This is a genomic window from Lysinibacillus contaminans (genome assembly GCF_001278945.1).
Classification (GTDB): Bacteria; Bacillota; Bacilli; order Bacillales_A; family Planococcaceae; genus Lysinibacillus; species Lysinibacillus contaminans.
The window spans coordinates 1,961,069-1,986,660 of record NZ_LGRV01000003.1; the positions used below are offsets into that span (position 1 = coordinate 1,961,069).

At 40.3% G+C, this 25,592-nt stretch carries 27 protein-coding genes; 1 reads left to right on the forward strand and 26 read right to left on the reverse strand.

From position 1 onward, the window contains the following. Positions 1 to 131: 131 nt before the first annotated feature. The 5 genes from AEA09_RS11665 to AEA09_RS11685 all read right to left on the reverse strand — a co-directional run bounded on the left by AEA09_RS11665 (position 132) and on the right by AEA09_RS11685 (position 4,364). Positions 132 to 1,310 carry a CCA tRNA nucleotidyltransferase gene (locus tag AEA09_RS11665; protein ID WP_053584003.1) on the reverse strand — a complete coding sequence of 393 codons (1,179 nt, stop codon included), beginning with the start codon at positions 1,308 to 1,310 and terminating at the stop codon, positions 132 to 134. Continuing rightward, positions 1,297 to 2,442, reverse strand: a complete 1,146-nt coding sequence (gene bshA / locus AEA09_RS11670; RefSeq protein WP_053584004.1) for an N-acetyl-alpha-D-glucosaminyl L-malate synthase BshA — start codon at positions 2,440 to 2,442, stop codon at positions 1,297 to 1,299. The genes AEA09_RS11665 and bshA overlap by 14 nt, the downstream gene beginning before the upstream one ends. A gap of 295 nt (positions 2,443 to 2,737) precedes the next feature. Continuing rightward, on the reverse strand, positions 2,738 to 3,142 hold the full coding sequence (mgsA, locus tag AEA09_RS11675) for a methylglyoxal synthase (protein ID WP_053584005.1): 405 nt from the start codon (positions 3,140 to 3,142) through the stop codon (positions 2,738 to 2,740). Positions 3,143 to 3,231: 89 nt separating this feature from the next. Next, positions 3,232 to 4,029, reverse strand: coding sequence for a 4-hydroxy-tetrahydrodipicolinate reductase (gene dapB, locus AEA09_RS11680; RefSeq protein WP_053584006.1), 798 nt, complete (start codon positions 4,027 to 4,029; stop codon positions 3,232 to 3,234). Then, positions 4,029 to 4,364, reverse strand: a complete 336-nt coding sequence (locus AEA09_RS11685; RefSeq protein ID WP_053584007.1) for a nucleotide pyrophosphohydrolase — start codon at positions 4,362 to 4,364, stop codon at positions 4,029 to 4,031. The genes dapB and AEA09_RS11685 overlap by 1 nt, the downstream gene beginning before the upstream one ends. A 118-nt stretch (positions 4,365 to 4,482) precedes the next feature. On the opposite strand from AEA09_RS11685, the gene AEA09_RS11690 reads away from it, so the two are divergent. After that, positions 4,483 to 5,352 (forward strand): YitT family protein, encoded by an 870-nt coding sequence (locus AEA09_RS11690; protein WP_053584008.1) that lies wholly within the window; start codon positions 4,483 to 4,485, stop codon positions 5,350 to 5,352. A 309-nt stretch (positions 5,353 to 5,661) separates the two neighbouring features. Here the strand turns inward: AEA09_RS11690 and AEA09_RS11695 are convergent, their stop codons facing one another. From AEA09_RS11695 to AEA09_RS11795, 21 genes are all read right to left on the reverse strand, one after another. Next, a complete protein-coding gene (locus tag AEA09_RS11695) occupies positions 5,662 to 6,336 on the reverse strand; it encodes a zinc metallopeptidase (protein ID WP_053584700.1) in 675 nt (224 codons plus the stop codon). Positions 6,337 to 6,396: 60 nt separating this feature from the next. Continuing rightward, positions 6,397 to 6,993: a lipoprotein heptaprenylglyceryl N-acetyltransferase LhaT gene (lhaT, locus tag AEA09_RS11700; protein WP_053584009.1), complete on the reverse strand. Its 597-nt coding sequence runs from the start codon at positions 6,991 to 6,993 to the stop codon at positions 6,397 to 6,399. A gap of 96 nt (positions 6,994 to 7,089) precedes the next feature. Then, positions 7,090 to 7,860: a menaquinol-cytochrome c reductase cytochrome b/c subunit gene (locus tag AEA09_RS11705; RefSeq protein ID WP_053584010.1), complete on the reverse strand. Its 771-nt coding sequence runs from the start codon at positions 7,858 to 7,860 to the stop codon at positions 7,090 to 7,092. A gap of 43 nt (positions 7,861 to 7,903) precedes the next feature. Beyond that, on the reverse strand, positions 7,904 to 8,578 hold the full coding sequence (qcrB, locus tag AEA09_RS11710) for a menaquinol-cytochrome c reductase cytochrome b subunit (RefSeq protein WP_053584011.1): 675 nt from the start codon (positions 8,576 to 8,578) through the stop codon (positions 7,904 to 7,906). 22 nt (positions 8,579 to 8,600) lie between these two features. Further along, on the reverse strand, positions 8,601 to 9,104 hold the full coding sequence (locus tag AEA09_RS11715; RefSeq protein ID WP_053584012.1) for a Rieske (2Fe-2S) protein: 504 nt from the start codon (positions 9,102 to 9,104) through the stop codon (positions 8,601 to 8,603). Positions 9,105 to 9,259: 155 nt separating this feature from the next. After that, entirely contained in the window at positions 9,260 to 9,709 is a 450-nt protein-coding gene (locus AEA09_RS11720) for a DUF2487 family protein (protein WP_053584013.1), read from the reverse strand. Between the two features lie 151 nt (positions 9,710 to 9,860). Further along, positions 9,861 to 10,418 carry a ReoY family proteolytic degradation factor gene (locus AEA09_RS11725; protein ID WP_053584014.1) on the reverse strand — a complete coding sequence of 186 codons (558 nt, stop codon included), beginning with the start codon at positions 10,416 to 10,418 and terminating at the stop codon, positions 9,861 to 9,863. A gap of 14 nt (positions 10,419 to 10,432) precedes the next feature. Further along, positions 10,433 to 11,695: a tetratricopeptide repeat protein gene (locus AEA09_RS11730; protein ID WP_053584015.1), complete on the reverse strand. Its 1,263-nt coding sequence runs from the start codon at positions 11,693 to 11,695 to the stop codon at positions 10,433 to 10,435. A gap of 100 nt (positions 11,696 to 11,795) precedes the next feature. Further along, positions 11,796 to 13,085 (reverse strand): 3-phosphoshikimate 1-carboxyvinyltransferase, encoded by a 1,290-nt coding sequence (gene aroA, locus AEA09_RS11735; RefSeq protein WP_053584016.1) that lies wholly within the window; start codon positions 13,083 to 13,085, stop codon positions 11,796 to 11,798. Between the two features lie 249 nt (positions 13,086 to 13,334). Continuing rightward, on the reverse strand, positions 13,335 to 14,432 hold the full coding sequence (locus AEA09_RS11740) for a prephenate dehydrogenase (RefSeq protein WP_053584017.1): 1,098 nt from the start codon (positions 14,430 to 14,432) through the stop codon (positions 13,335 to 13,337). Beyond that, positions 14,429 to 15,529, reverse strand: a complete 1,101-nt coding sequence (gene hisC / locus AEA09_RS11745; protein WP_053584018.1) for a histidinol-phosphate transaminase — start codon at positions 15,527 to 15,529, stop codon at positions 14,429 to 14,431. The genes AEA09_RS11740 and hisC overlap by 4 nt, the downstream gene beginning before the upstream one ends. 20 nt (positions 15,530 to 15,549) lie before the next feature. Then, positions 15,550 to 15,915, reverse strand: coding sequence for a chorismate mutase (gene aroH / locus AEA09_RS11750; protein WP_053584019.1), 366 nt, complete (start codon positions 15,913 to 15,915; stop codon positions 15,550 to 15,552). Next, entirely contained in the window at positions 15,912 to 17,003 is a 1,092-nt protein-coding gene (aroB, locus tag AEA09_RS11755) for a 3-dehydroquinate synthase (RefSeq protein ID WP_053584020.1), read from the reverse strand. The genes aroH and aroB overlap by 4 nt, the downstream gene beginning before the upstream one ends. Positions 17,004 to 17,006: 3 nt before the next feature. Next, the gene (gene aroC / locus AEA09_RS11760) at positions 17,007 to 18,188 is read right to left on the reverse strand and encodes a chorismate synthase (RefSeq protein WP_053584021.1); all 1,182 of its coding nucleotides are present in this window, start codon (positions 18,186 to 18,188) and stop codon (positions 17,007 to 17,009) included. 266 nt (positions 18,189 to 18,454) lie between these two features. Further along, on the reverse strand, positions 18,455 to 19,228 hold the full coding sequence (locus AEA09_RS11765; protein ID WP_053584022.1) for a CheR family methyltransferase: 774 nt from the start codon (positions 19,226 to 19,228) through the stop codon (positions 18,455 to 18,457). Positions 19,229 to 19,306: 78 nt separating this feature from the next. Next, a complete protein-coding gene (locus AEA09_RS11770) occupies positions 19,307 to 19,543 on the reverse strand; it encodes a hypothetical protein (protein ID WP_053584023.1) in 237 nt (78 codons plus the stop codon). 370 nt (positions 19,544 to 19,913) lie between these two features. Continuing rightward, positions 19,914 to 20,522, reverse strand: a complete 609-nt coding sequence (locus tag AEA09_RS11775; protein WP_053584024.1) for a histidine phosphatase family protein — start codon at positions 20,520 to 20,522, stop codon at positions 19,914 to 19,916. A 303-nt stretch (positions 20,523 to 20,825) separates the two neighbouring features. Continuing rightward, entirely contained in the window at positions 20,826 to 22,451 is a 1,626-nt protein-coding gene (locus AEA09_RS11780) for a long-chain fatty acid--CoA ligase (RefSeq protein WP_082332642.1), read from the reverse strand. A 52-nt stretch (positions 22,452 to 22,503) separates the two neighbouring features. Beyond that, positions 22,504 to 23,643, reverse strand: a complete 1,140-nt coding sequence (locus AEA09_RS11785) for an acyl-CoA dehydrogenase family protein (RefSeq protein WP_053584025.1) — start codon at positions 23,641 to 23,643, stop codon at positions 22,504 to 22,506. A 12-nt stretch (positions 23,644 to 23,655) separates the two neighbouring features. Continuing rightward, positions 23,656 to 24,423 (reverse strand): 3-hydroxyacyl-CoA dehydrogenase, encoded by a 768-nt coding sequence (locus AEA09_RS11790; protein WP_053584026.1) that lies wholly within the window; start codon positions 24,421 to 24,423, stop codon positions 23,656 to 23,658. A gap of 15 nt (positions 24,424 to 24,438) precedes the next feature. After that, entirely contained in the window at positions 24,439 to 25,587 is a 1,149-nt protein-coding gene (locus AEA09_RS11795; RefSeq protein WP_053584027.1) for a thiolase family protein, read from the reverse strand. Positions 25,588 to 25,592 lie beyond the last annotated feature (5 nt).

Below are 25,592 nucleotides of genomic sequence, written 5' to 3' on the forward strand. Positions count from 1 at the left end.
GATATGTACAGAAAAAAACTTTGGATGTGTCTTTTTTTTGACAGTGAGCTCGAGTGTCAGTCACTCCCTAAAATAAACGCAAATGACCCAAAAGTAACTAGTTTTTTACTTAGTCACTTTTGGGCCAATTTTCATCCTTTATGGAAAATCTGCAGCTCAAACCAATCCTTTATGTGTTGTCGCTCATTTTCTACTTCACCAGCTACAACTGCTTCTAGCATTTCTTGTAGTGCCTCTTTTAGCCACGGTCCACGTTTTTGTCCAGACCAATTTTGTAAATCAAGCCCGTTTACAACCAGTTCATTCCGCGTTCGAATTGGCAATCTCGCCTGTGCTTCCCGAATACCGTCCTGTGTCACCTCAACTTGAAGCTTTTGTAATTTGGAAAAATCAAGCGCCGTAACAAGTGCTGCCTCCGAATACGTGAAATAATCCATCTTTGTCCAGCCCATCTGTAACGCTTCAAAAGCTGCTAAAACAGCCTTAATAAAAGAAGTTTCCTTATTCGATAATCGGTAACTACGTAATACTTCTGGCCAATTTTCGCCTTGTAACCATGCAAAATAAGCCCAGCCAATTTGGGCATCCTTCGTACTAAACCCTTGCCATTGTTCCGCTTCAAATTTACCTGGTAAATATGTCGCTAAGCCACTTTCCACAAGTGTTAACAGCCCATTATAGACAGCTTTGCCTACCCATAACTTATCGAGCTCTGCTTTGACACGTTCTATAGCAATCCACTCGATATCAGCTGCTTGCTCATGCATCGCCTGCTTGGTAGCTGGTTCAATTGTAAAACTAAGCTGTGCAGCAAAGCGCGCTGCCCTTAGCATACGAAGAGCATCCTCAGCAAAACGGGCCTGCGCTTCCCCTACCGCACGGATCACACAAGCCTCAATATCTTCTCGTCCACCATAATAATCAACCAAAGAACCGTCACGACGCATCGCAATGGCATTCATCGTAAAATCACGGCGACGTAAATCCTCTGCTAATGAGCGCACAAACTGCACGACCTCCGGGCGACGATGATCGGTATATTCTCCGTCTGTACGGTATGTTGTTACTTCCACTGGGGATTCAGGCACAATCACAAGTACCGTACCATGCTGTATACCGATGTCGACTGTATGTGCGAAAATCTCCTTCACTTCTGATGGCATCGCACTCGTTGCTACATCCACATCATGTACAGCACGGCCAAGTAAAGCGTCTCTCACAGCGCCCCCAACGACAACTGCCTCATAGCCTGCATTTTCTAGTTGTTTAATGACAGTAAATGCCGCCTGCCATTCTTTATTGTTTTGCATGCTTTTTTTCAGCAACCTTCTCGTACATTTTTTCATATTGCTCGACAATTTTCGATGAGTGGAATTTTTCACTCACAGCACGGATTGCCGCCTCACGGAATTTCTGTAATTTCGCTTCATCATTCAACAAATCGATTGCATACATAGCAACTGCATCTGTATCGCCTTCTTCTACTAAATAGCCATCAACACCGTGTTCAATGACCTCTGGAATACCGCCTACAGCTGAACCGATACACGGTACACCACAAGCCATTGCTTCTAGTAATACAAGTCCAAATGACTCTTGATGTGACAGTAATAATTTCAAATCACTTATCGCATATAGTTCAGCTAGGTTTTCCTGCTTACCTAAAAATAGGACATCTCTTGCATAAGCACTTTCTTTTACCTGATCCATGATACGATGTTTTTCCGGACCATCTCCTACAAGTAATAGCTTTGCTTTTGTATGTTCACGAATTTTCATAAACGCGTCAACGATATGCGGTAAGTTTTTAATTTTACGGAAGTTAGATACATGAATAATGACTTTTTCATCTTCATGAATACCGAACTGTTCTTTCAAATCGCCTGGATCTAATGGACGATATTCACGTTCATCAACGAAATTATAAATCGTTTCGATTGGCTTCACTGTATCGATTAGTTCATATGTTTGTTCTTTTAATGCATCTGAAACCGTTGTTACAACGTCAGATTTATTAATGCCATATTTTATCGCTTGCACAAGTGTTGAATCTTGACCAAGTACGGTAATATCTGTACCATGTAACGTCGTCACAATGCCAACATCCTGCCCACTCATTTCACGAGCTAATACAGCACATACAGCATGTGGAATCGCATAATGTACGTGCAACACGTCTAGCCCTTCATCTTTAATCACGTCCGCCATTTTACTCGCAAGTGCAATATCATATGGCGAATATTGAAATACTGAATAATTGCTCACTTCTACTTCATGGAAAAAGACGGTCGGATAAATTTTATTTAATCGAAATGGTACGCTTGAGGTGATGAAATGAATTTCGTGCCCTCTCTCTGCAAGCATTTTCCCTAATTCTGTTGCAATTACACCAGAGCCCCCAACTGTTGGGTAACAAGTAATGCCGATTTTTAGCTTTCTCATTCGATTATCATCCTCTCCTAATCAAATACGCCAGAACGTATTTGTAGCTGTCTTTGCGTTGCACTTTTCTTTTTAGCCCTGAAAAATTGTACCCATAATACGAATCGTTCTAAGGCCTGTGTGAATTAGGTTGGCTTGCCGCTGTCACACGGATGTGACTAACTTAAGCTAACTCCCTTGATTCCTTACAAAATCTGGGCTACTGTTGCTACAATTTCGCGCAAAATATTTCTGAGACATCCAGCTAGGGCATAACTTAATTCCGTGTGTAATAATACATACACTACAGGTTTGATTAACCACGTCGCTCTTGAATCAATCGCCAATCCACAAATCCTTTTTGCAGGCCTTTTAGTAATATTTCTGCAGTCCCCATATTCGTAGCTAGTGGAATTTGATAAACATCACAAAGACGAATAAGGGCAGAAACATCGGGCTCATGTGGTTGTGCTGTTAGTGGATCACGGAAAAATATAATCATGTCCATATCATTATTGGCAATCATCGCACCAATTTGTTGGTCTCCACCTAATGGACCTGAGCGAAAACGTGTTACCTCTAGACCTGTTGCATCTATCACTCGCAGTCCTGTTGTACCTGTTGCAAAGAGCGTATGCTCACTTAAAATATCACGATAAGCAATAGCAAATTGTACTAAATCATCTTTTTTACGGTCATGCGCAATTAATGCAATCTTCATAGCAATCATCCTATTCTACTCAAATTTACCTTGTGGCAATGTATGTTCAGTTTTCGAATCAATAGAGGAAATCTCTCCATTCATTCATGTTAAATAATATTTTCTAAACCATATACAAGCTGGTCCATTTTCATCACTTCTTCGACGCAAAATGCAACGCCTGACATAAATGAAGCGCGATTTAATGAGTCATGACGAATCGTTAAAAGCTGTCCGTCCCCACCAAATAATACTTGTTGATGTGCTACTAAACCAGGTAACCGTACTGAGTGAATACGCATGCCATCAAAATCAGCACCTCTCGCGCCTTCAATTGTTTCTTTTTCTTCTAAGTGCCCTTGTATTTTCTGTGCGCGCACTTCTTGAATCATTTGCGCTGTCTTCACACCAGTACCAGACGGAGCATCTAACTTTTGGTCATGATGCATTTCAATAATTTCAACATCTGGTAAATATTTAGCTGCTTCTTTGGCGAATTTCATCATTAAAATAGCACCAATGGCAAAGTTTGGCGCGATAATGCAACCCAGATCCTTTTCTCTCGCCAGTGCTGTTAATTCCTCTAGTTGAGCATCTGTAAAGCCTGTTGTACCGATAACAGGTCTTACATTTAATGCTAATGCTTCTTTGGTATGCTTATAGACGGCATGTGGATTTGTTAAATCAACCAATACATCCGGATCAGTCGCTGCTACAAGCTCTTTCATGTCCGTGAAAATCGGTGCTGTATAGTTGGAAGGGAACATGTCTAAATCTGCTAAAGTCACCCCAACCTCCTTATAATCAAGTACAGCAACTAATTCCATTTTGCCATTTTTCATGATGGTATGTACAGCTTCTGCTCCCATTTTTCCTCTTGGTCCTGCTATTGCTACACGAATAGTCATTATTCTTCATCCTTCCTAGTCCATCGATCTTTATCTCGCGTTTCAAATTTATTTATGACGCCAAGTAGTGCCTCATCTAGTTTAATTCCTTGAGCATTTGCAAAACATACTAATACGAAGAAAAAGTCGCCTAATTCTTCTTCAATACTATTCGTAGCTTCTGTGCTCTTTTTCTTTTTTTGTCCGTAGACGTCCTGCACTTCACGTGACAATTCACCAAGTTCTTCTGTTAAACGTGCTAACAGCTCAAACGGTGGAAAATAACCTTCTTTAAATTGTCCGATATAATCGTCTACACGCTTTTGCAAAGCCTGCATGCTCATTTGATCTTTCATTTATTTTCACACTCCTACACTATATCGTATATATTTTACACCATTGTTGTCAAAAACAATAAAATATCAGATAATAGAATGCACTACTTCATTTGTCAGAAAATTCACGGGAGGTATTATGCTCAAACAAATTAAAATACGCAACGTCCTGGCAATAATGCTCGGCGCAGCGATATATAGCTTTGGTTTAGTACATTTTAATATGCAACACCAGCTTGGGGAAGGCGGCTTCAGTGGTATTACCCTTGTTTTCTATTTTACACTAGGTTGGGACCCTGCATTGCTAAATTTGCTATTAAACATCCCAATGTTTTTCATTGGCTGGCGTTTACTCGGAAAAAAAGCTTTTATCTATACCGTTATTGGCACGGTTTCCGTTTCTATTTTCTTAAAAATCTTCCAAGTTTATCAGTTCGATATTCATTTACAAGATGATTTATTCCTTGTCTCACTCTTTGCAGGGGTATTTGTCGGACTTGGGCTTGGTATTGTCTTCCGCTTTGGTGGTACAACGGGTGGTGTCGATATTTTAGCACGCCTAGCTCACAAATATTTGGGCTGGAGCATGGGAAAATCGATGTTTATGTTTGATGCGATAGTTATTTTATTATCGTGGCTGACGTTTTTAGATGCGCGTTCAATGATGTATACACTCGTTGCGGTATTCGTCGGGGCTCGTGTGATTGACTTTGTACAAGACGGGGCTTATGCAGCGCGTGGTGCACTCATTATTTCAGAAAATCCTAGTGCCATTGCCGATATGATTTCGCTGCGGATGGAACGAGGAGTAACGACTTTACAAGGTCAGGGTCACTTCACTAAAGAAGATAAGGAAGTATTATACTGCGTTGTAGGTCGTAATGAACTGGTTCGCTTAAAATCAATTATTCACGAAGTAGATCCACATGCATTCGTATCAATTTTTGAAGTGCACGATGTCGCCGGTGAAGGTTTTACCCTCGACGATCAAAAACAACCGTTACACTAAAATTGACGCTGGACAAATTGGTAGGCACAGAGAAAGCGGTTCTCGCAATAAAACTCTAATAAAAATCACTTCTTAGGATTTAGCGCTCTGGCGTTCGCTTTCCCGCAGAAATCTCACACCTCCGCGCTAAATCCTTATAAAAAATGTAATGCTCCTGCAAATAATTACTATAAAAATTTCAACATTAGCGTTTTTCAGTGCCCTAGACAAATTGTCTGGCGTTTTCTAATTAATTTGATTAAAAAGTGCATTCAACGCAAAAGAAAAACTCGCCATAGCACAATAAATGCACTACAACGAGTCTTTTAATTAGTCATCACTACGCATATTCGTAAAAATTAAAATTAAACGTAATAATTCAAGCACAGCTACTGCTGCTGCTGCTACGTATGTTAATGCAGCGGCACTTAACACTTTACGTGCTGGACGTTCTTCTTCATTCGTAATAATACCCATTGAATTCATTTGCACAAGCGCACGCTTAGACGCATCAAACTCTACTGGCAATGTTACTAATTGGAACACGACACCTGCAGCTAATAAGACAATACCAAGCAGTAAAAAATTCGTGCTACTTGCAAAAATACCAATCATTACGAAAATCCATGATGCATTTGATGAAATATTTGCAACTGGTACAAGTTTACTACGTAAAGTAAGCATTGAATACGCTTCTTTATGTTGAATTGCATGTCCTACCTCATGGGCAGCAACCGCAGCACCAGCAATACTCGATTCATAGAAGTTACTTTCAGATAAAGCAACTGTTTTAGTCGCCGGATTATAGTGGTCTGATAACACACCTTGTGTCGGCACAACACGTACATCATACAAACCGTTTGCATCCAAAATTGCACGGGCAACTTCAGCACCAGTTTGTCCTTTCGCTGTACGTACTTTTGCAAATTTCTTATATGTGCCTTTTACTTTAAGCTGTGCATAAAGTGGTAGCAGCATAATTATTGCAAAATAGACAATATACATACTTGTTGACAATTTTTTATCCCCTTTCTAGCTTTATGATTTAATTCTAGCTAGTTTTTATTATTTCGGCAAATGATTACGCCATTTAATAGAAAAAATCGCTAAACTGATACAAATAATGGACAACCAAAATGTAAAGTACCCAATATAGTTTGTGTAATCCGCAAGAACACGATACATCGGCATTTGCCCAAACACATAATCGATGACATCATTATGCAATGTCCAAACGGCCGCAACACCTACATGCCATAATTTAAATGTATATTTTGATAAATAGATGACAGCCTGTGCAGCCATTGCAAAGTGTGAGCCGACTAGCATCCAGCCCTGCCAGCCAATCGAGCCTGTTTCTATTAATGTCAAAATATTCATGACATCTGCCCATAACCCATATTTCACAAGCGTCACAAGCGCTAAAACCTCCATTAAAGGCCAGCTTTTACCTAAGATCCACGCCACTAACACAAAACAAAAAAACAAGCTAGCTGTCGGACTATCTGGCACGAAAATATAAAAAATCGGCTCTGTTATGGCTAGTTGCCACCCATACCAGTAGTACCCATATAACGTCCCTAAAAAATTCACAATAAGTAACACAATCAAAAATGAACGGTGCGTTAATAAATACCAAATATTTGCGCGTGTTAGTTGCATGTTTAAAACTCCTTTATGTTTGCCTTATTCTACATTACTGCTAGTATGTATAAAAATGATGAAAAAAAGAGCCAGTTACCCGACTCTTTTTTAAAATTATTCAGATTTTAAACTTTCGATAAATTCTGCAACTTTTTGTAAATCTTCATCAGTACCTTGCCACAGACCAGCTGGCATTGCACCAGATTCAGAACCATTGATTGCAATGTTCTTTATCTCATCAGCAGTTAAACCTGTGTTCGTTAACCCAGGACCTGCGCCACCAGTCAAATCTCCACCATGACAACCAATACATGATGAAGCAGAATAGGCTTGGTAACCTTCTGATTCTTTATCAAATTCTACTTCGTGCACGATAGCACCTTGCGCTTTACCAGCTACCCAGTCATGATTTACTACTGACTCCCAAGTTAAGTAGAACATTGAAGCCAAAGTTAGCATCATGAATGCAGTTGGTAATGGGCGTTTAGATGGCTTACGTTCTGGAGTTGTATCTAAGAATGGCATTAATAATAGTGCCATAAACGCAATACCCGGCATTACGATTGCTCCGATTACATTATATGGACCAGACGCATATGTGTACTTTAATAATTGATAAATAAATAAGAAATACCAGTCCGGTAATGGAGTATATGGTTTTGTTGGATCTGCTGGCCCCTCAAGTGGTGAAGGGTGAGCGACAGTTAATAATAAATAACCAATTAAGAATACAGCACCAACCATCCATTCTTTTAATAAGAAGTTTGGCCAGAAAGCTTCTGTTTTCCCTGGATACTCGGAATAATCTTTTGGAACGTTCGGCATACGATGATTCGCTTTAATACGTGAATCGCCGACGAATTTCATTCCTTTTCCGCGATGCATAGTGTCCCCTCCTTTAAAAAATCATCGAACCGTCAAGCTTAAATCACAACGGTCCTGAAACTCCTTGACGTCGAATCATGATAAAGTGAGCTGCTAGTAACCCAAACAATACTGCAGGCAAGAAGAATACATGAATCGCAAAGAATCGTGTTAACGTTTGTGCACCGATAATCGTTGCATCCCCCGCTAATAATACTTTAATCATTTGACCGATAAACGGTACAGATGCAGCAATTTCGATACCTACTTTAGTAGCGAATAATGCTTTCATATCCCATGGTAATAAATAGCCTGTGAAACCTAGACCAATCATTACACCAAAGATACCTACACCAACCATCCAGTTTAATTCACGAGGTTTTTTATATGAACCTGTGAAGAATACACGAAGCGTATGTAAGAACATCATTACGATAACTAATGAAGCCCCCCAGTGATGCATACCACGAACGATTTCGCCGAATGCTACTTCGTTTTGTAAGTAATAAACTGATTTCCAAGCATTCTCTACATCCGGTACATAGTACATTGTTAAGAACATACCAGAAAGAATTTGAATTACTGTGATGAAGAATGTTAATCCACCGAAGCAGTAAACGAATGCTGAGAAATGGTGTGCAGGGTTAACGTGCTCTGGCACTTCGTGGTCGGCAATATCACGCCAAATCGGTGTAATATCTAGTCGTTCATCGACCCAATCATAAATTTTGTTTAGCACTGATTTCGTACCCCCTAACAGATTAAACTAGCGTATTTGGTTTTGATGGACCAATCATTAAATAACCATCTTTTTCTTGTACTTCGAATTCATCCAACGGACCTAGAGGTGGTGTACCTGCAATATTGCCTCCGTTTTTCGTGTAACGCCCAGCGTGACAAGGACAGAAGAACTCATTTTTATTTCCGTCTTTATGTTCCCAGTCCACCATACAACCTAAATGCTTACATACTGGTGATAGTGCGACGATTACATCGCCATCTTTATAAACCCACGCAGTATTTGTAACATCTGCTTTGTACCATGCGTCAACTTGCTCAAATGTAAAGTCAACTTTGATAGGGGCCTCCGTGATGTCAGCGATTTTTTGCTCTGTTAGTACGAAATCCCCACCTTCATGCTTTTGAAGTACAGGGTCTAACGCAAAACGTACCATAGGCATTAACATACCTGCTGCCATGAAACCACCTACACCTGTTAATGTGTAGCTAAGAAACTGGCGTCGTGAAACTCTATTATTACTCATCCTTTTCCCCCCTCTACCTTTAAAGGTCAGTCCAACGGACATGCTTCTACAAATAGTAATACTAGGACATATCTATGATATATCAAGACCATAGCTTGGTCAATATAGCATTCTGTGGAAACTCTAAGAATGTGAACAAATATTGAAACAAATTGTTAGTTTTGTGACCATTTAGTCGAAAAAATTGGAATAACTTGTCTTAATTGATCTTCAAGAATAGAGTTTTTCACGCCTTTATCCATTGATTCTAGCGGTATTGCAGGTAACCATATAACATTTATCAATTCTTCAATATTTGTCCAAAAACGGTCACAAGTTATGAAAAATACATGTTTAAAACCAGCATTATGTAATTGTATTTCCAGTTGCTTAGGCATCTCTTCATTTTTCATGACAGTGCTATATGAAAATAGCGGCATGACAAGTAGACGCCCTTTAAATTGCTGTTCAATAAAGGCCGTTAATGCAATTAAAAAATCTGCTTCTGCACCACTTTGCTTCATTTTTTCGTTTGATAAATCAACTGATACTAGTGGCACAATCGCTGTGTCAATAAATTCCTTCTGTGCCATGAACTCTGTTATATCTTTTGCATTAAAATACATCAGAAAATCCTCCCTGTATTGCTAAAATAAAAAAGTACCCTCTTCCACTTCTATTAGGCAAACGATTACGAAGTGAAATCTATACTTCACCTCGTAATCGTACCATATAGAAATGCATAAAGGGCACTCATTTTTCCTAATTGGTAAATCTTTAGTTTCGTTCTGCTGTTTGCTTCAACGCTTGTAATAAATTTGACAACTCATAAAAACGAATCTCGTCGCCTTTATCCAATGCCTCATCAATTTGCGCTAATAGTTTCTCTTGTTGGAACACAAGTAAACTACTCGATAACATTTCTTCTGCTAGCAAACGGTCTTTTTCACTGACTAGTAGTGTCTCTGGCATATAAGGGTTTTCTTCAAGAACAGCTAAGTATTGCGTACTTGGTGGTATATTTGGAAAATTCAACTGCAAATACATATCTTCCTTCTCGTTTAAGCGTAAATCATGAAAAGATTTTTCAGCATCTGCTGTCATGACGTTCCCTTTGTAAAAACGAAATGGTACACCTGTTGACTCAACCGTTGACATAACCATTCCTCTTGGACAATAATGTGCTTCTTCTACAAATCGTATATGTTTAAGCAATTCATCATTACTTAATAAGTAGTTTAAAATCCATACACATTCCCGACGTTTCAACTGATAATTTTTTAAAAACCATCTCACAAATGTCTTTTTATCGACAACTGATACAGAAGCAGTCATACCCACTCCCCCCTTTATTCGAATTCTAAGCTCTCCAACATTTCTTGCCATTGTGGTTCCCCAGGCTCCAATGCAATTAATTGTTCAACAATCTCCCTTGCTTCCGAACGTTTTCCGTCATCCAATAAGAAATAAACATATTTTTCTAAAAATGTTGCGTCTTCCTTAAACTCAGTATATGCCAAACGGTAAAATTCGTATGCACGGTCATACTGCTCTAAATTCGCATAAGCTTCTGCAGTAAGCGGATATAGCGCATCCCATTCAAAATCATTTTTTTGTAGCGTTTCAAATAGTTCTATAACGTCCTCATGACGTTCTTGTTTTGCCAACACTGACATCAACGCAAGCACCGCTTCCATATACTCAGGATCCAACGCAACAGCCTCACGTAAATAACCCACAGCTTCCTCTGGGAGGCCGTTTTTCAGTGCCATCTTGCCGGCAAATAAAAATAGTGATTTGTCGTATTCATCACGTTTTAAACCTTCTTTAATTGCTAAATAGGCATTTTTATTATCTTCTATCATTGCATAGGCTTCAGCTAGTAATAAATACGCAGAGAAGTAGTCAGGATCTAATTCTTTTAGCTCCTCTAACTGCTTAATTGCCATTTCATATTTTTTTGATTGGAAAGCTGAATAAGCAGCTCCAAATAAAATGTCTGGTTTAACTTCATCTTCAAGTGCCTTTAAATAATAATCTAACGCTGTTTCATACGCAGCACCTGCACGGTAAATCTCTGCAAGACGTTCAATCAGACTTACCCCAGCAAATTCTTCTTGCATTTCGTGTAATTCTTCATAAAGTCGTGCCGCCTCTAAAAATCGACCTGTTTCAAACAATAATTCAGCTTTAGCAAATTGTAATAAAGGCTCATCTGGCAAAATAGCTAACGCCTCGTTAATACGCGTTTCAGCCACCTCAAACAACCCTTGCATTTGGTAGTAGTCAGCTAATGCAAGAAGTGCCTGTGGATATTCAGGAGCTGTTTCTTCCACTTCTAGCAGTAAATCCAGCGCTCCATCTTCGTCTCCAAGCTCCATTAATACATTTGCTCGGTCAATTTTCAGCTGTGCTTCTTCAGGGAATAAAAATTGTAAATGTTCGAGTACTCGGTCAGCTTCTTTCATGTAGCCGTATTGCATAAATAATTCAGCGATTGAATATTGCTCTTCTGGCATCGCATTTGTTAAAAAAGGTTCAAGTAATTGGTCTATTAACGCTAAGTCACCTTGTTCAAGGGCTTGCACGAGTTCATTCATCGGATTGTTCATGGATATTCACCTATTCTTTCATTAATATCTTTATGCTACAAGACATTATCTATCTAAACAAGAAAAAACTCCCCAAAAGTACTGGAGAGTCTTGTTTTCATTATTTTTTCACAACTTCAATATGTTCGAAAAATTCCGGGTATGATACAGCAATACAGTCTGCATCATCTAAAGTCACCGCACCATCAGTAATTAAAGCCGCCACAGCCCCCATCATACCAATACGATGGTCGCCATATGTTTTTAAATTTGCACCATGTAATGGCGTAGGACCTTCAATAATCATGCCATCATCTGTTGCTTCAATGTTGGCACCTAATTTCTTTAATTCATCTACAACTGCTGTAATACGGTCTGTTTCTTTTACCTTTAACTCTTCGGCATCTTTAATGATTGTTTTGCCGTTTGCCTGTGTTGCTAGAAGCGCTATAATCGGAATTTCATCGATTAAACGTGGAATGATCGCTCCCTCGATTGTTGTTCCTTTCAATGTCGAAGTCTGAATTCGTATCGTAGCAGTTGGCTCAGCACCACCGTCATTCTCTCGCTCCATTGTCATTGCCGCGTTCATATTTTGTAGCACTTCAATCATCCCGTCACGTGTAGGGTTCACGCCTACATTTTCTAGCACGATGTCACTATCACGACAAATCGCGCCTGCCGCTAAGAAAAAGGCAGCCGATGAAATATCCCCCGGTACTGATACATGCGTCCCTGTTAGAGTTTGTCCGCCTTTAAACGACACTACGCCATCTGCTACGTCTACTTGCGCACCAAATTGGCGAAGCATACGCTCTGTATGGTCACGAGAGACCTCTGTTTCGCGGACAATTGTAGTCCCTTCAGCACGCAAGCCTGCAAGCAAAATAGCTGATTTTACTTGTGCACTGGCAACAGGCATTTGATAATCAATCGCTTGCAGTGTTGTTCCTTGAATGGCAAGCGGTGTATATTGTCCATCTGCACGTCCAGTGATATGAGCTCCCATTTGGCGTAGTGGATCAATGACACGGCGCATCGGACGCTTACCGATAGATGCATCCCCTGTCATGACTGTATGCACAGAAGAGCCCGCTAAAATACCAAGCATTAGACGAGTTGTCGTACCCGAGTTCCCTGTGTATAGCACCTCTGTCGGTTCTTGCCATGCATCGATACCGGCACTGTTAATAGTCACATTTGTGCCATCTACCTCGATTTCCACACCAAGTTTTCGGAAGCAGTCAATTGTACTTAAGCAATCTTCTCCAAGTAAAAAGCCACTCACTGTCGTTCTACCTGTCGCAATCGAGCCGAACATGACCGAACGATGAGAGACCGACTTATCTCCTGGAATTGTTATCGTCCCTTGTAGGGAAGGTTTACTATATTGTAATTCTTTTTCACTCATTATTATTTCTCCCCTCTATATGAAGTTCAATTACGCCTTGGCGTAATTGCGTCCAGATTTTGAATTGTGCTCAGGCCTGCATGACGCAGGTCAGTCAGCTATTGTCGCATGGATGCGACGTACTTGGGCTGACATCCTCCTAGGCCTTCAAAATCTGTGACATCCGCCGGAGGCTTTATCTTCATTCAGCGGGCGTTATACGTCCTCTGAATGAAGATAGAAAGCGCCGATTGTTCGACGCTTTCCTCTTTAAGAAATATACGTTTCAAAATTCGCACGCTTTTGAATACACGTTGCGGCACGTTCTCGGTCATTTTCATTTTGAAGGCTTATTACAAGTACCCCAAATACATCCTCACGAGATTCTATGATACGTAGGTTGGTAATACTAATCGCTTCATCTGCGAGTAAACCTGTTACTTCAGAGATTACACCCGGATAGTCAGGTACATCGACATATAAATCGAATGATGTAAACATCGCACCTGCACTAATTGGTAATTCATCACGCAATTCTTTTGCTACAGCAAAATAGCTTTCAATGTCGTCCGAATTTCCTTCAAGTAAAAGTTTCTTCACACGGTCCATCTCTGACTGCCAGCCTTCTAATTGTACAATAAGCTCATCACGGTTTTGTAGCGTAATGTCACGCCATAAAATTGGATTAGATGACGCAATACGTGTCACGTCACGGAAGCCTCCAGCGGCAAGCGAGCGTGTCATTGGGTATTCGCTTTTTTCATCGCCCAGCTGATGAACTAAAGAAGCGGCAATGACATGTGGGAAATGACTAACAACTGCTGTCATATGGTCATGTTCACGTGCAGATACACTCACAACTTTTGCATGTGTAAATTTCAATAAGCTCTCAAGTTGCGCCATATTGGTGATTTCCTCACCAGCCAGTGGCGTTAGCATATAATAAGCATTTTCAAAAAGATGAGGCTTTGCAGCTAACACACCACTTTTATGTGAGCCCGCCATTGGGTGACCACCGATAAATGTAATGCCTTGTGCACGTAATTCCCCTGCTTTTTGCATAATCATTTTTTTCGTACTACCTGTATCTGTAATAATCACTTTATTTTTAAGTGGCCAAGATTTTAATTGTTCCATCCAGTCTAATGTTGCGTTGACTGGTGTTCCAAAAATAATTACATCCACTTCTTCAGCGGCTTCTTTAGGATCTGTTACCACCTCATGCACGATTTGTAGTGTCGCTGCATGTTCGCGTGTTTTTTCGTCCATATCATAGCCGAAAATTTTCGTTTCAGGCGCTTTCTGTAAAGCCAGGGCAATTGAGCCGCCGATTAAGCCTAGCCCAATAACTAGCACTTTCCGTGTCATGCAAAAACTCCTTGCTCTTTTAACACTTCTTCAAGATGACTTAACAGCGCTGCATTTTGAGCTTCAGTGCCGATTGTGATTCGGATAAAACCTGGTGCACCTAAAGCATTTCCACTACGGATAATAAATCCACGTTTCATGAGCTCATTGAAAACAACATCACTATCTGCTCTTGTGTTAAAGAAAATAAAGTTTGTATCAGATGGGTAATAGTTTAAATTATGTTTTTCACAAAATTCAACGTATTGTTTTTTGCCTTTTTCATTTGCTTCTCTGCATGCTTTAATATAATCCTGGTCACTCAGCGCGATTGCGGCTACCGACTGACTTAAAATTGTATTATTAAATGGTGCACGTACTGGATCAAGCTTTGCAATTATTTCGGGTTGACCAATTGCATAACCAACGCGGAATGATGCAAGACCATAAGCTTTTGAGAATGTACGCATTAATAACACGTTTGGATATTCATTAATTAATGGTAGCGTCTCTTTATGTCCTGGGTGTGTTACGTATTCGAGATAAGCTTCATCTAAAATAACGAGTACGTCACTCGGTACTTTATTTAGGAATGCTCGTAGGTCTGCATCTGGAATGACAACTCCGGTTGGGTTATTCGGACTACATACCCAAACAACGGAAGTTTTGTCATCAATTGCAGCTGCCATTGCGTCTAAATCATGTGCGCCTTCGATGCACGGGATTTTACGTATTTCTGCACCTTCGATTTCAGCATTGTGCCAGTATTGCGAGAATGAAGGGTCTGCCATAATTGTGTTCACACCCGGATACAACAAGGCACGAGTAATCATCGTAATAATATCATCTGAGCCATTCCCGAAAAGAAGTTGTGTTTCTTTCACACCTAAGTGGTCTGCCACAGCTGTACGTAAGTTTTGTGCGTAGCCATCTGGATAGATTGCATGATTCGTCGCATCGTCTTTTAAATAGGCTGTTACTTTTGGTGAGCAACCAAACGGATTTTCGTTGGATGCTAGTTTAATAACTTCTTTTAAACCAAATTCGCGTTGTACTTCTGCAATTGGTTTACCAGGTTGATAGGCTTTCATGCCGTGAATTTGTTGTTTCCATTTCATCTCTACCGTCTCCTCTATTATTAAGCTTGAGCTAAATCTGGTCTTAATTTTATTGCTTCGTTTAAATACAAATGTTGTACATCTTTTTGTGCTACTTCAACATTCGCATGAATCAGTACGCGAATACATAGTGGCAGGGCGTTTGGGACATCCATCTCATGCATACACATAACCGGTACAAACTGCCAGCCGTCCATTAAACGTACAGAACGAGCTGGGAACGCTGATGTAATATCTGGCGTTGTAGAAATAATAATAGAAGCAATATCATCAACATCGACGTTGTTTGCCGCTACAACCTCTCGTACTAACCTTGCAGTCTCATCCCATACAAGCTCTGGCTGGTCCGATTCAATTGTTATTGCTCCTCTAAGTCCACGAATCATACAAGCACCTCCGCTAATAGCTGTCTAAATTCGGCATCTACTTCTTTGCACTCTGCTAGTTCAATTGGTCGCACAAAAGGCTCCCCAATTCTTTCGAGCAAAACAAATTGCAACACGCCGTATTCCGCTTTTTTATCTTTTAGTAAATACTCCATTAACTCTTCAAATGAATAGTGATTCACCGCTTCAAATGGATAGCCATTTTTTAGCGCAAACTGTAAAAATTCTTTCGTGAAAGTACGGTCTAATTCTCCGTAGCGTTCACTTAGTAATAAGCAATACACTAAGCCAATCATTACCGCCTCGCCGTGTGCAACTTTACCATAACCAGCAGCTGCCTCAATGGCATGCCCATACGTATGCCCTAAGTTTAAATATTTGCGTACAGATTGCTCTGTCTCGTCTTCTGATACGATTTTTGCCTTTACTTCAATACCGGCCTTTAGCTGTTTCGCTAATTCCTCTGTAGTAAAGTGAATAACCGAATCCGCAGCCATCAGCTCTTTTAGCCACGTTGCATTTGAAATCATCGCATGCTTAATGACTTCGGCTGTACCCGAACGCACTTCACGCTCTGGTAAGCTCTCAATAAAGATCGTGTCGTAAACCACACCTTCAGGCTGATAAAAGGCACCGATCATATTTTTGCCAAGTGGATGATTGATGGCTGTTTTCCCACCAACTGCTGAGTCATGCGCTAAAATCGTCGTCGGAATTTGAATAAACGGCACACCGCGCATATAGGTCGCTGCTACGAAGCCTGTTAGATCCCCAACTGCACCACCACCGAAAGCGAAAACGAAGGATTTACGTGAGCATTTTTGCTCAAGTAAAAAGGTTTGTGCCGCATTATATTGTTCGAATGTTTTACAAGCTTCTCCACCTGGAAGCACAAAGACTTCAAATTCATATGGGAAATTAGCTTTAAAATAGTCACCCTGAGCTGCCCATACGTTGGCGTCTGTAAAAACAATGAGTTTATCTGCTTTTTGCAATTTATCATCAAATGATTTGACTGCTTCGGCTAAAAAATTATGCCCAAGCACAACATCATAATGGTGAGATTTTGTCGCTACTGGTACGCGCATACATCAAAACTCCTTTGCGTAACGGCGCTGTTCGTCGATTTGAGCTTTTAATTGTGGTAATTGATCGCCGTGGAATTGATCCATAATGGCACTTGCAATTTCCCAGGCAATAACATGCTCGGCTACAACTGAAGCTGCCGGTACTGCACAGCTATCTGAACGCTCAACGCTCGCTTTAAATGGTTCTTTTGTTTCGATATCAACACTTTGCAGTGGTTTATATAATGTTGGAATTGGCTTCATCACACCACGAACGACAATTGGCATGCCTGTAGACATACCGCCTTCTAAACCGCCAAGACGATTTGTAGCACGTGTGTAGCCTTCTTCTTCTGACCAAATAATTTCATCATGTACTTCAGAGCCTTTACGACGAGCCATTTCAAAGCCAATACCAAACTCGACACCTTTGAATGCATTAATAGAGAGCATGGCTGCTGCTAGTTTCGCATCTAGTTTACGATCATAGTGCACGTAAGAACCGACACCTGCTGGCATACCTTCTACAATAACTTCTACAACACCACCGATAGTGTCTCCTGCTTTTTTCGCTTCATCAATTGCTTCTACCATTTTGGCTGATGCGACCGGATCTACGCAGTAACAAGGGTCCGCTTCAATAATTTCACGGATTTCGTCTGCTGTCTTTCCTTCTATAACTGAAGTATCTGCTTTAATGCCAACGATTTCGGTTACGTGTGACACAATTGAAATACCAAGTTCTTTTAATAATGCTTTTGCTACAGCACCTACTGCCACGCGGACAGTCGTTTCACGCGCTGAAGATCGCTCTAATATATTTCGCAAATCACGGTGTCCGTATTTCATGCCTCCTACTAAATCGGCATGCCCTGGGCGCGGACGTGAAATTTGACGTTTAATATCTTCTGGATTCACATCATCTGCTAGTGGTTCTGCACCCATGATTTTAGTCCAATGCTTCCAGTCATCATTCGTTACAACAAGTGCGACAGGTGAACCTAGTGTTTGGCCATGACGCACGCCACCAACGATTTCTACTGTATCCGTCTCGATTTGCATACGACGACCACGACCATGACCTCCTTGACGTCGTTTTAAATCATGATTTATCGTTGCTGCTGTAATTGGTAATAATGATGGTAACCCCTCAATAATTGTCGTCAATTGAGGTCCGTGTGACTCTCCTGCTGTTAAGTAACGCATAAACGCTTTCTCCCTTCAACTCGCTAAAGTATGTATTTTTCACTATAACATATTTTCTCGAAAAAAACAGTGCCTTTTCAAACGCCACAATATTATATGCGAATATTCTGAACGATTTATGCAAAATTCAGCCATTCATAATTGCCTAAAATAAAAATACGCTTTTTCACTAACAAGCGAAAAGCGCAATTTCATCCAGATCTAATGCTTGTATTATATGTACGTGAATAAAGGCTTGTCCTCTGTACGTATGTTTCCATATACAATTAACTATTTTTGCGATAAAAGAACGTATCCTCTACTTCAAAATTATAACGTGATGGATTAAAGATTTGCTCTGTTGAGCCAACAAATAAGATACCATCCTTGCGAAGTGACTTACTGAAATTCGCATAAATTTGATCTTTCGCTTCTTCAGTAAAATAAATCATGACATTACGGCAAACGATTAAATCAAAATTAGATTCATAATTGTCCTTTAAAAGATTATGTTTTTTAAATGTGACACAACGCTTAATTTCGTCTTTCACTTTAAAGAAGTTACCTTCTTTTTCAAAGTACTTTGCTTGAATATCCTTTGGTACTTCGGCTAACGAGCGCTCCGGATAAAGTCCTAACTTTGCCTTTTGAATAACATTTTCATCTAAATCAGTGGCAATTACTTGAATTTGTGATAGTGGCACTAACTGAGACAATACCATCACTAATGAGTATGGCTCTTCTCCAGTTGAACATGCAGCACTCCAAATTTTCAAACGTTTATTTGTTTGCAATAATTTCGGGAGAATTTTCTTTTCTAATACTTCCCAACGTTTACCGTTGCGATAAAATTCTGACACATTAATCGTCATACGATCTAAAAATTCGTTCATTAAATCTCGATCTTGCTCTAGCGCTCTTAAAAAATCAACAAAATCACGATAACCTTTTTTCTCATAGAGAGAAGTTAAACGTCTCTTCATTTGCGCTTCTTTGTATAAAGCTAAATCAATACCTGTTTTACGTTTAATACCTTCTATAAATTGAACATAATCAGACATATGGTCATCTTCCCCTCTTGCGTCTTATTTCCATTATAACGGAAAAATAGCATTACTGAAATAGGCTTTCAAGGGGGATCACGGTTTATTGAGTGAACTTTGTTTCGTTTCTAGTAACTGAACTTTCGAATGTTCCAGTTCCAGTCTCATTTTTTCAGTTTCCATTGTATACGATTCGAGTCTTAGCTTTTCCAATTCTATTTCTTGTTGAACAGTCTTCATTTTAATCTTTTGTCCCCTTGTACGTGCTTCTGTAAAAATACCGGCTAATGCAATGACCACTCCACCAATTATCGCAACTATTGCAATGCTCATACATCCACATCCTTCCTTTAACTAAATTATACGATAAAACAGAAATATAGTTTCGACTCTTTTTCAAAAACTGTTTTCTTATTGATTGTTACTTTATCTGTCTTATGATAAAAAACAGCTATGATTTCACAAAAACTTGAGGGGTCATCGTTATTTTGATTTGAGTATTTCGCGAATCAAATATTCAACAAAATCTAACCGATAGTTTAAGTTTTTTTCATAAACTATGATCATCTTTATTCTATTGCAGGGACATCTCCTCAAAATGACATATGAATGAGCGACCCTTCATTTTGCCATTAATACAGTTGTTTTTTAATGAAAATTCCAATTCGTATATTCACATAAATAAAAAGTGGTATCCTATTTACTAAAACTCTTCATACTCTGAACAAAATCTTGCTATCTGCTTATCTGCCAGTTTGAAGAAAGTATTCTGAGACACTTCTAAGATTAGTGCTTGATCTTTTTCTAGATTTTTATATACACCTCTTATTATTCTTCCTGTAAGTCCATGTGACATTACTATAACTTTTTCTTTATCCCGAATGGAACGAAGCCAATCTGATACTCTTTCTACAACAGAATCATAGCTTTCCCCGTTCGGAGAATTAAAATACCAATTATAGCTATTAGTATTTTCTATAAGATCTGGCCAAGATTTTTCTATTTCTTTTGTAGTTAAACCAGCCCATTTACCGACTGAAACCTCTCTTAATCTATTGTCCATTGTAACTTTATTTTTGTCGTATCCTATAACTTCACATATTATATCAGTACTCCGTTTAGCCCTACCTAATGGACTAGAAATGAAATCCCATTCTTTCGGATTGTCTATAAACAATTTCAATAATCTACCATTATTCTCCACTTGTTCGATTCCTTCTGGAGTTAGCGGTGAATCAAGTTCTCCCTGATATTTGCCTTTTACATTAAATTCAGTTTCTCCATGTCTAAGTAAATATATTATTTGTTTCAAATGCAGATCCTCCAATGATTTTGATTCTAATACCTATTTTCCATCTTAGATTAACAGATTTTTTTCATTATAAATAGTTTATAATACTAATCTGCTTCATTGAAAAACAATAATCATTTAGAAAACAGCCTTTTCAAAACATTTACTTAAACGTACATTCCACTAAGGGAGTCGCCGCTCTCCGATCCAAATGCTTTATATCAATATAGTGCGATTCAAGAACCAATTTTGGTGTTAACCTATAGTTTCATTTATTAAATAATATTAAAGGAGCTTTCCAGATTTCGGTCAGCTCCTTCGTGATTAAACCTCTATACGATAATCTTTTAAATCTTCTCTTAGTTTTGCCTTTAAAAATTTACCGACAGAAGATTTCGGTACTTCGTCTATGAATAGTACATCATCGGGAATCCATGTTTTGTGGAATTGACCACGAAGGCTCTCTAATAACTCTTCTTTTGTAATCGTATCTTTAAACTCAGGCTTTGGTACAACGCACGCTAATGGACGCTCTTGCCATTTTTCATGTGGCATAGCAATGACCGCCGCTTCAAATACTTTACTGTGTGTCATAAGTGCATTCTCAAGGTCGACTGAGGAAATCCATTCTCCTCCACTCTTAATCAAATCCTTCGTACGATCCGTAATTTTAATGTAACCATCTGGCGTCATAACAGCAATGTCACCCGTATAGAGCCACCCATCCTTAAAGGCTTCGGCTGTGCGCTCATCGTTGTAATATTCTGCTGCAATCCAAGGTCCACGTATCGTAAGCTCACCCATCGTTGTACCATCCCATGGTACTTCACCTTCTTCATTGACAATTCGCGTCTCAATGAGTGGCGTCGTGAGTCCTTGCAACGCACGAATCTGCATTTTTTCATCTTGCGTATAATTATGCATATGCGTTAAATAAGTCGCTATACTTACAAGTGGCGATGTTTCCGTCATGCCATAGCCCGTGTAAAACGGAATTCCCTGCTCCTCTTCAAAGCCACGAATTAAACCGACCGGAGATGCTGAACCACCACTAAGAATGAGACGAAGCGACGATAAATCGCGTGGGTTTTGGCGTTGCTCCTGTAAAACACCTAACCAAATCGTTGGCACACCTGCTGTCAACGTCACCTTGTACTGCTCTATCAAATCGAGCAGTATTTGTGGTGAAAACATCGGCCCAGGCAGTACTTGAGTAGTCCCAAATAATACACTCGCAAACGGTAAACCCCAAGCATTTGCATGGAACATTGGAACGACTGGAAGTGCTACGTCGTTCTCACAAAGGCCAGTATTATCTGACAAGCCCAACGAAATACTATGAAGCACAAGACTACGATGCGTATACACGACACCTTTTGGCATACCTGTTGTCGCACTTGTATAGCACATACCAGCCGGAGTATTTTCATCTAAATCTTCTGGGAAAACAAAATCATCGCTTGCAGCTGCTAGTAATTCCTCATATGAGTGAGCATTCGGCAATGGACAATTATCTAACGACACCGCATCCCCCATAACGATAAAATGCTTCACTGTTTTTAACTGCGCAGCAAATGGCGCGATGAGCGGCACTAAATTATCATCAATCAGTAAAATTTCATCCTCTGCATGGTTAATGACATAGAGAATATGTTCCGATGCTAATCGAATGTTGATCATATGGAGTACAGCTCCTGCACATGGAACTGCAAAATAGGCTTCTAAATGTCGATGGTGGTTCCAGGCAAACGAACCAACTTTCATACCTCTTGTCATTCCAAGCTTCGTTAATGCATCCCCTAGCTTACGTGTACGACTTACATATTCTTTATACGTAAATTCCTGAATCGTTGTAGGGCTTGTACGAGAAACTATTTTCTTAGCATGGAAAAAACGCTCTGCTCTGTTTAAAAAACTCGTTAATAATAAAGGTGTGTCCATCATATGCATAAAATCTCTCCCCTTCATTCTCAATTTAATAAACATCCAAGGCTGATTGCTGCTATAAACCGATATTTTTGGCAATAATCGTTTTCATAATTTCATTTGTTCCGGCATAAATCGAAGCTACTGGAATATCTCGGTATCTTCTAGCAATCTTATACTCTTCCATATAACCGTAGCCACCATGTAGCTGCATACATTGAGCAGCCATTTGACGCGCATTTTCTGTAATCCAATATTTCGCCATCGAAACCTTCGTCACGATATCCTTACCAGCCATATGTGCTACTAATAAACTTTCTAAAAAGGTTTTTCCGATTTCAATCTGTGTTGCCATTTCTGCCATTTTAAATTGTGTATTTTGGAAAGTACCGATTGGTCTACCGAATGCTGTTCGTGTTTTTACATATTCAAGTGTTGTATCATACATATCCTCTGCGGCTATTTGTGCGCCAAGTGCTGCAACTAAACGCTCCTGCTGAAGCTTATTCATTAAATAATAAAAACCTTTCCCCTCTTCACCCAGTAAATTACCAACGGGTACCCTACAATCTTCAAAATATAGCTCTGCAGTATCCTGTGCATGGAGTCCAACTTTCTCTAGCTGTCTCCCTCGTGTAAAGCCTTCCATACCTTCTTCCACAACTAATAAACTAATTCCCTTATGTCCCGCATTTACATCTGTTTTAACAACAACGATCACAACATTACTGTGAATCCCATTGGTAATAAAGGTTTTTTGACCATTAACAATGTAGTATTCACCCTCTTTTTTAGCAACTGTTTGAATAGCAGCTAAATCCGATCCAGTCCCAGGCTCCGTCATAGCGATTGCAGTGATGATTTCACCCGTCACACACTTCGGTAGCCACCGCTCCTTTTGTGCTTCTGTACCAAAGGACTCAATATAAGGCACGACTATATCGTTATGAAGACCAATTCCGATTAAACTAGACGCAATACGCTCTAGCTCTTCAGCAATGACGACATTATAGCTAAAATCAAGACCAAGACCGCCATATGTTTCTGCTACCTGCGGACAAAGGTAACCCATCTCGCCAAGTGTATGCCAAAATGCTAGTGGAACACGCTTCTCCTTTTCCCACGTATCAATATACGGCTCCGCATGCTTTTGCAAAAATTTCCGCACTGTTTTTCGGAAAACATCATGCTCTTCTGTCTCAAAACTATACCGCATAAGCGCTCCCCCTTACTTTGGCTGCATTCGGATGGCACCGTCTAGGCGAATCACCTCTCCATTTAACAACCCATTGTGAATAATACTTTCAACAAGCAATGCATATTCAGACGGTTTACCTAGTCGCTTCGGAAACGGTGTCATAGCCCCTAGCGCTTCTCTTGCCGGCTCTGGAAGCGTCGCAAACATTGGTGTATCAATTAATCCCGGTGCAATCGTCATGACACGTACACCTATATCCGCCAGTTCGCGAGCAATTGGCAATGTCATCGCTGCCACGCCACCTTTTGAAGCACTATAGGCTGCTTGTCCAATTTGCCCATCAAAAGCAGCCACAGACGCTGTATTAATAATGACACCACGTTGACCATCTTCATCCGGCTCATTATGCTGCATTTTTTCAGCAGAGAGGCGAATTACATTGAACGTCCCGATTAAATTTGCAGATATTACCTTTTCGAAAGAATCGAGTGCATGTACTCCTCGCTTTGACAGTACTTTGCTTCCAATTGCAATCCCCGCACAGTTCACAGCCACATTCACCAATCCAAATGCTGCTAGAGCCTGTTCCAAGCCTGCTGCAACATCCACCTCTTTCGTCACATCTACGCGTGCATATTGCACATTTTCACCTAGCTCCTGTACAAGGGCAGTTGCTCGTTCGTCATTGACATCAAATATAACAGCCTTGCCGCCTTCTCCTACAATTTTGCGCACAGTTGCCTCCCCTAAACCTGACGCACCACCTGTTACAATCGCTACTACTTCATGACATTTCATCAAAAACAACCCCTTTTACAGTTTTTCGATAATTGTGGCATTCGCCATCCCCATGCCTTCACAAATCGCAAGTAAGCCATAACGTAAATTTTCACGTTCCATACGATATAGCATGGTCGTTAACAGCTTTGTGCCAGTTGCACCGAGTGGATGTCCAAGTGCAATTGCCCCACCATCTGGATTGAGCTTTGTTGGATCTGCTCCAATTTCATGAAGCCAAGCGAGTGGCACAGGCGCAAAGGCTTCGTTTACCTCATACGTATCGATCTCATCGATTGTAAGGCCAGCCCGTTCAAGTGCGCGCTTCGTTGCTTCAATTGGCCCTGTCAGCATAAGGGTAGGATCCGAGCCTACGACAACCCTTGTCACAATTTTTGCAAGTGGCTTAATGCCGAGTTCTTTCGCTTTATCAAGTGACATCACAACAACAGCTGATGCACCATCACTCATTTGACTAGCATTCCCTGCTGTTATCACCCCGTCCTCCTGAAAGACAGTTTTCAAACTATTTAATATGTCGAGAGTTGTTTCTGCTCGTGGACCTTCATCAACCGCAAAAGCATCGAGTTCACCATTTTCTTGAGGCACCATCACCGGAATAATCTCCTGTTCAAAATGACCAGCCTCTATCGCTGCAAGTGCTCGTCTATGACTTGTAAGCGCATATTCATTTAACTTGTCTTTTGAAAAATGCCATTTCTCCGCCATTTTTTCAGCAGATAACCCTTGATGAATAATTGTCTGGTTTTCTTGTAAGCGCTTTCCTTTATGTGCGTCTTTCATATTCGAAAACATCGGCACTCTGGTCATGCTCTCTACGCCACCCGCAATGACAATATCCATATCACCAGCTAAAATGGCCTGTGCCGCAAAGTGTACTGCCTGTTGACTAGAGCCGCATTGCCGATCAATCGTTACGCCTGGCACTGTCTCTGGGAAACCGGCCATCAGCAACGCTGTACGTGCAATATTGGCGCCCTGCTCCCCTGTTTGCGTGACACAGCCGAAAATAACATCCTCAACCTGACCTTTTTCAATACCTGCACGACTAACCGCTTCCTGTAATACATCGGCCGCTAAATCATCGGCACGTACATCCTTTAATGCGCCTTTGCTACGCCCGACTGCTGTACGAACCGCTGCTACAATCACTGCTTCTCTCATTTTTA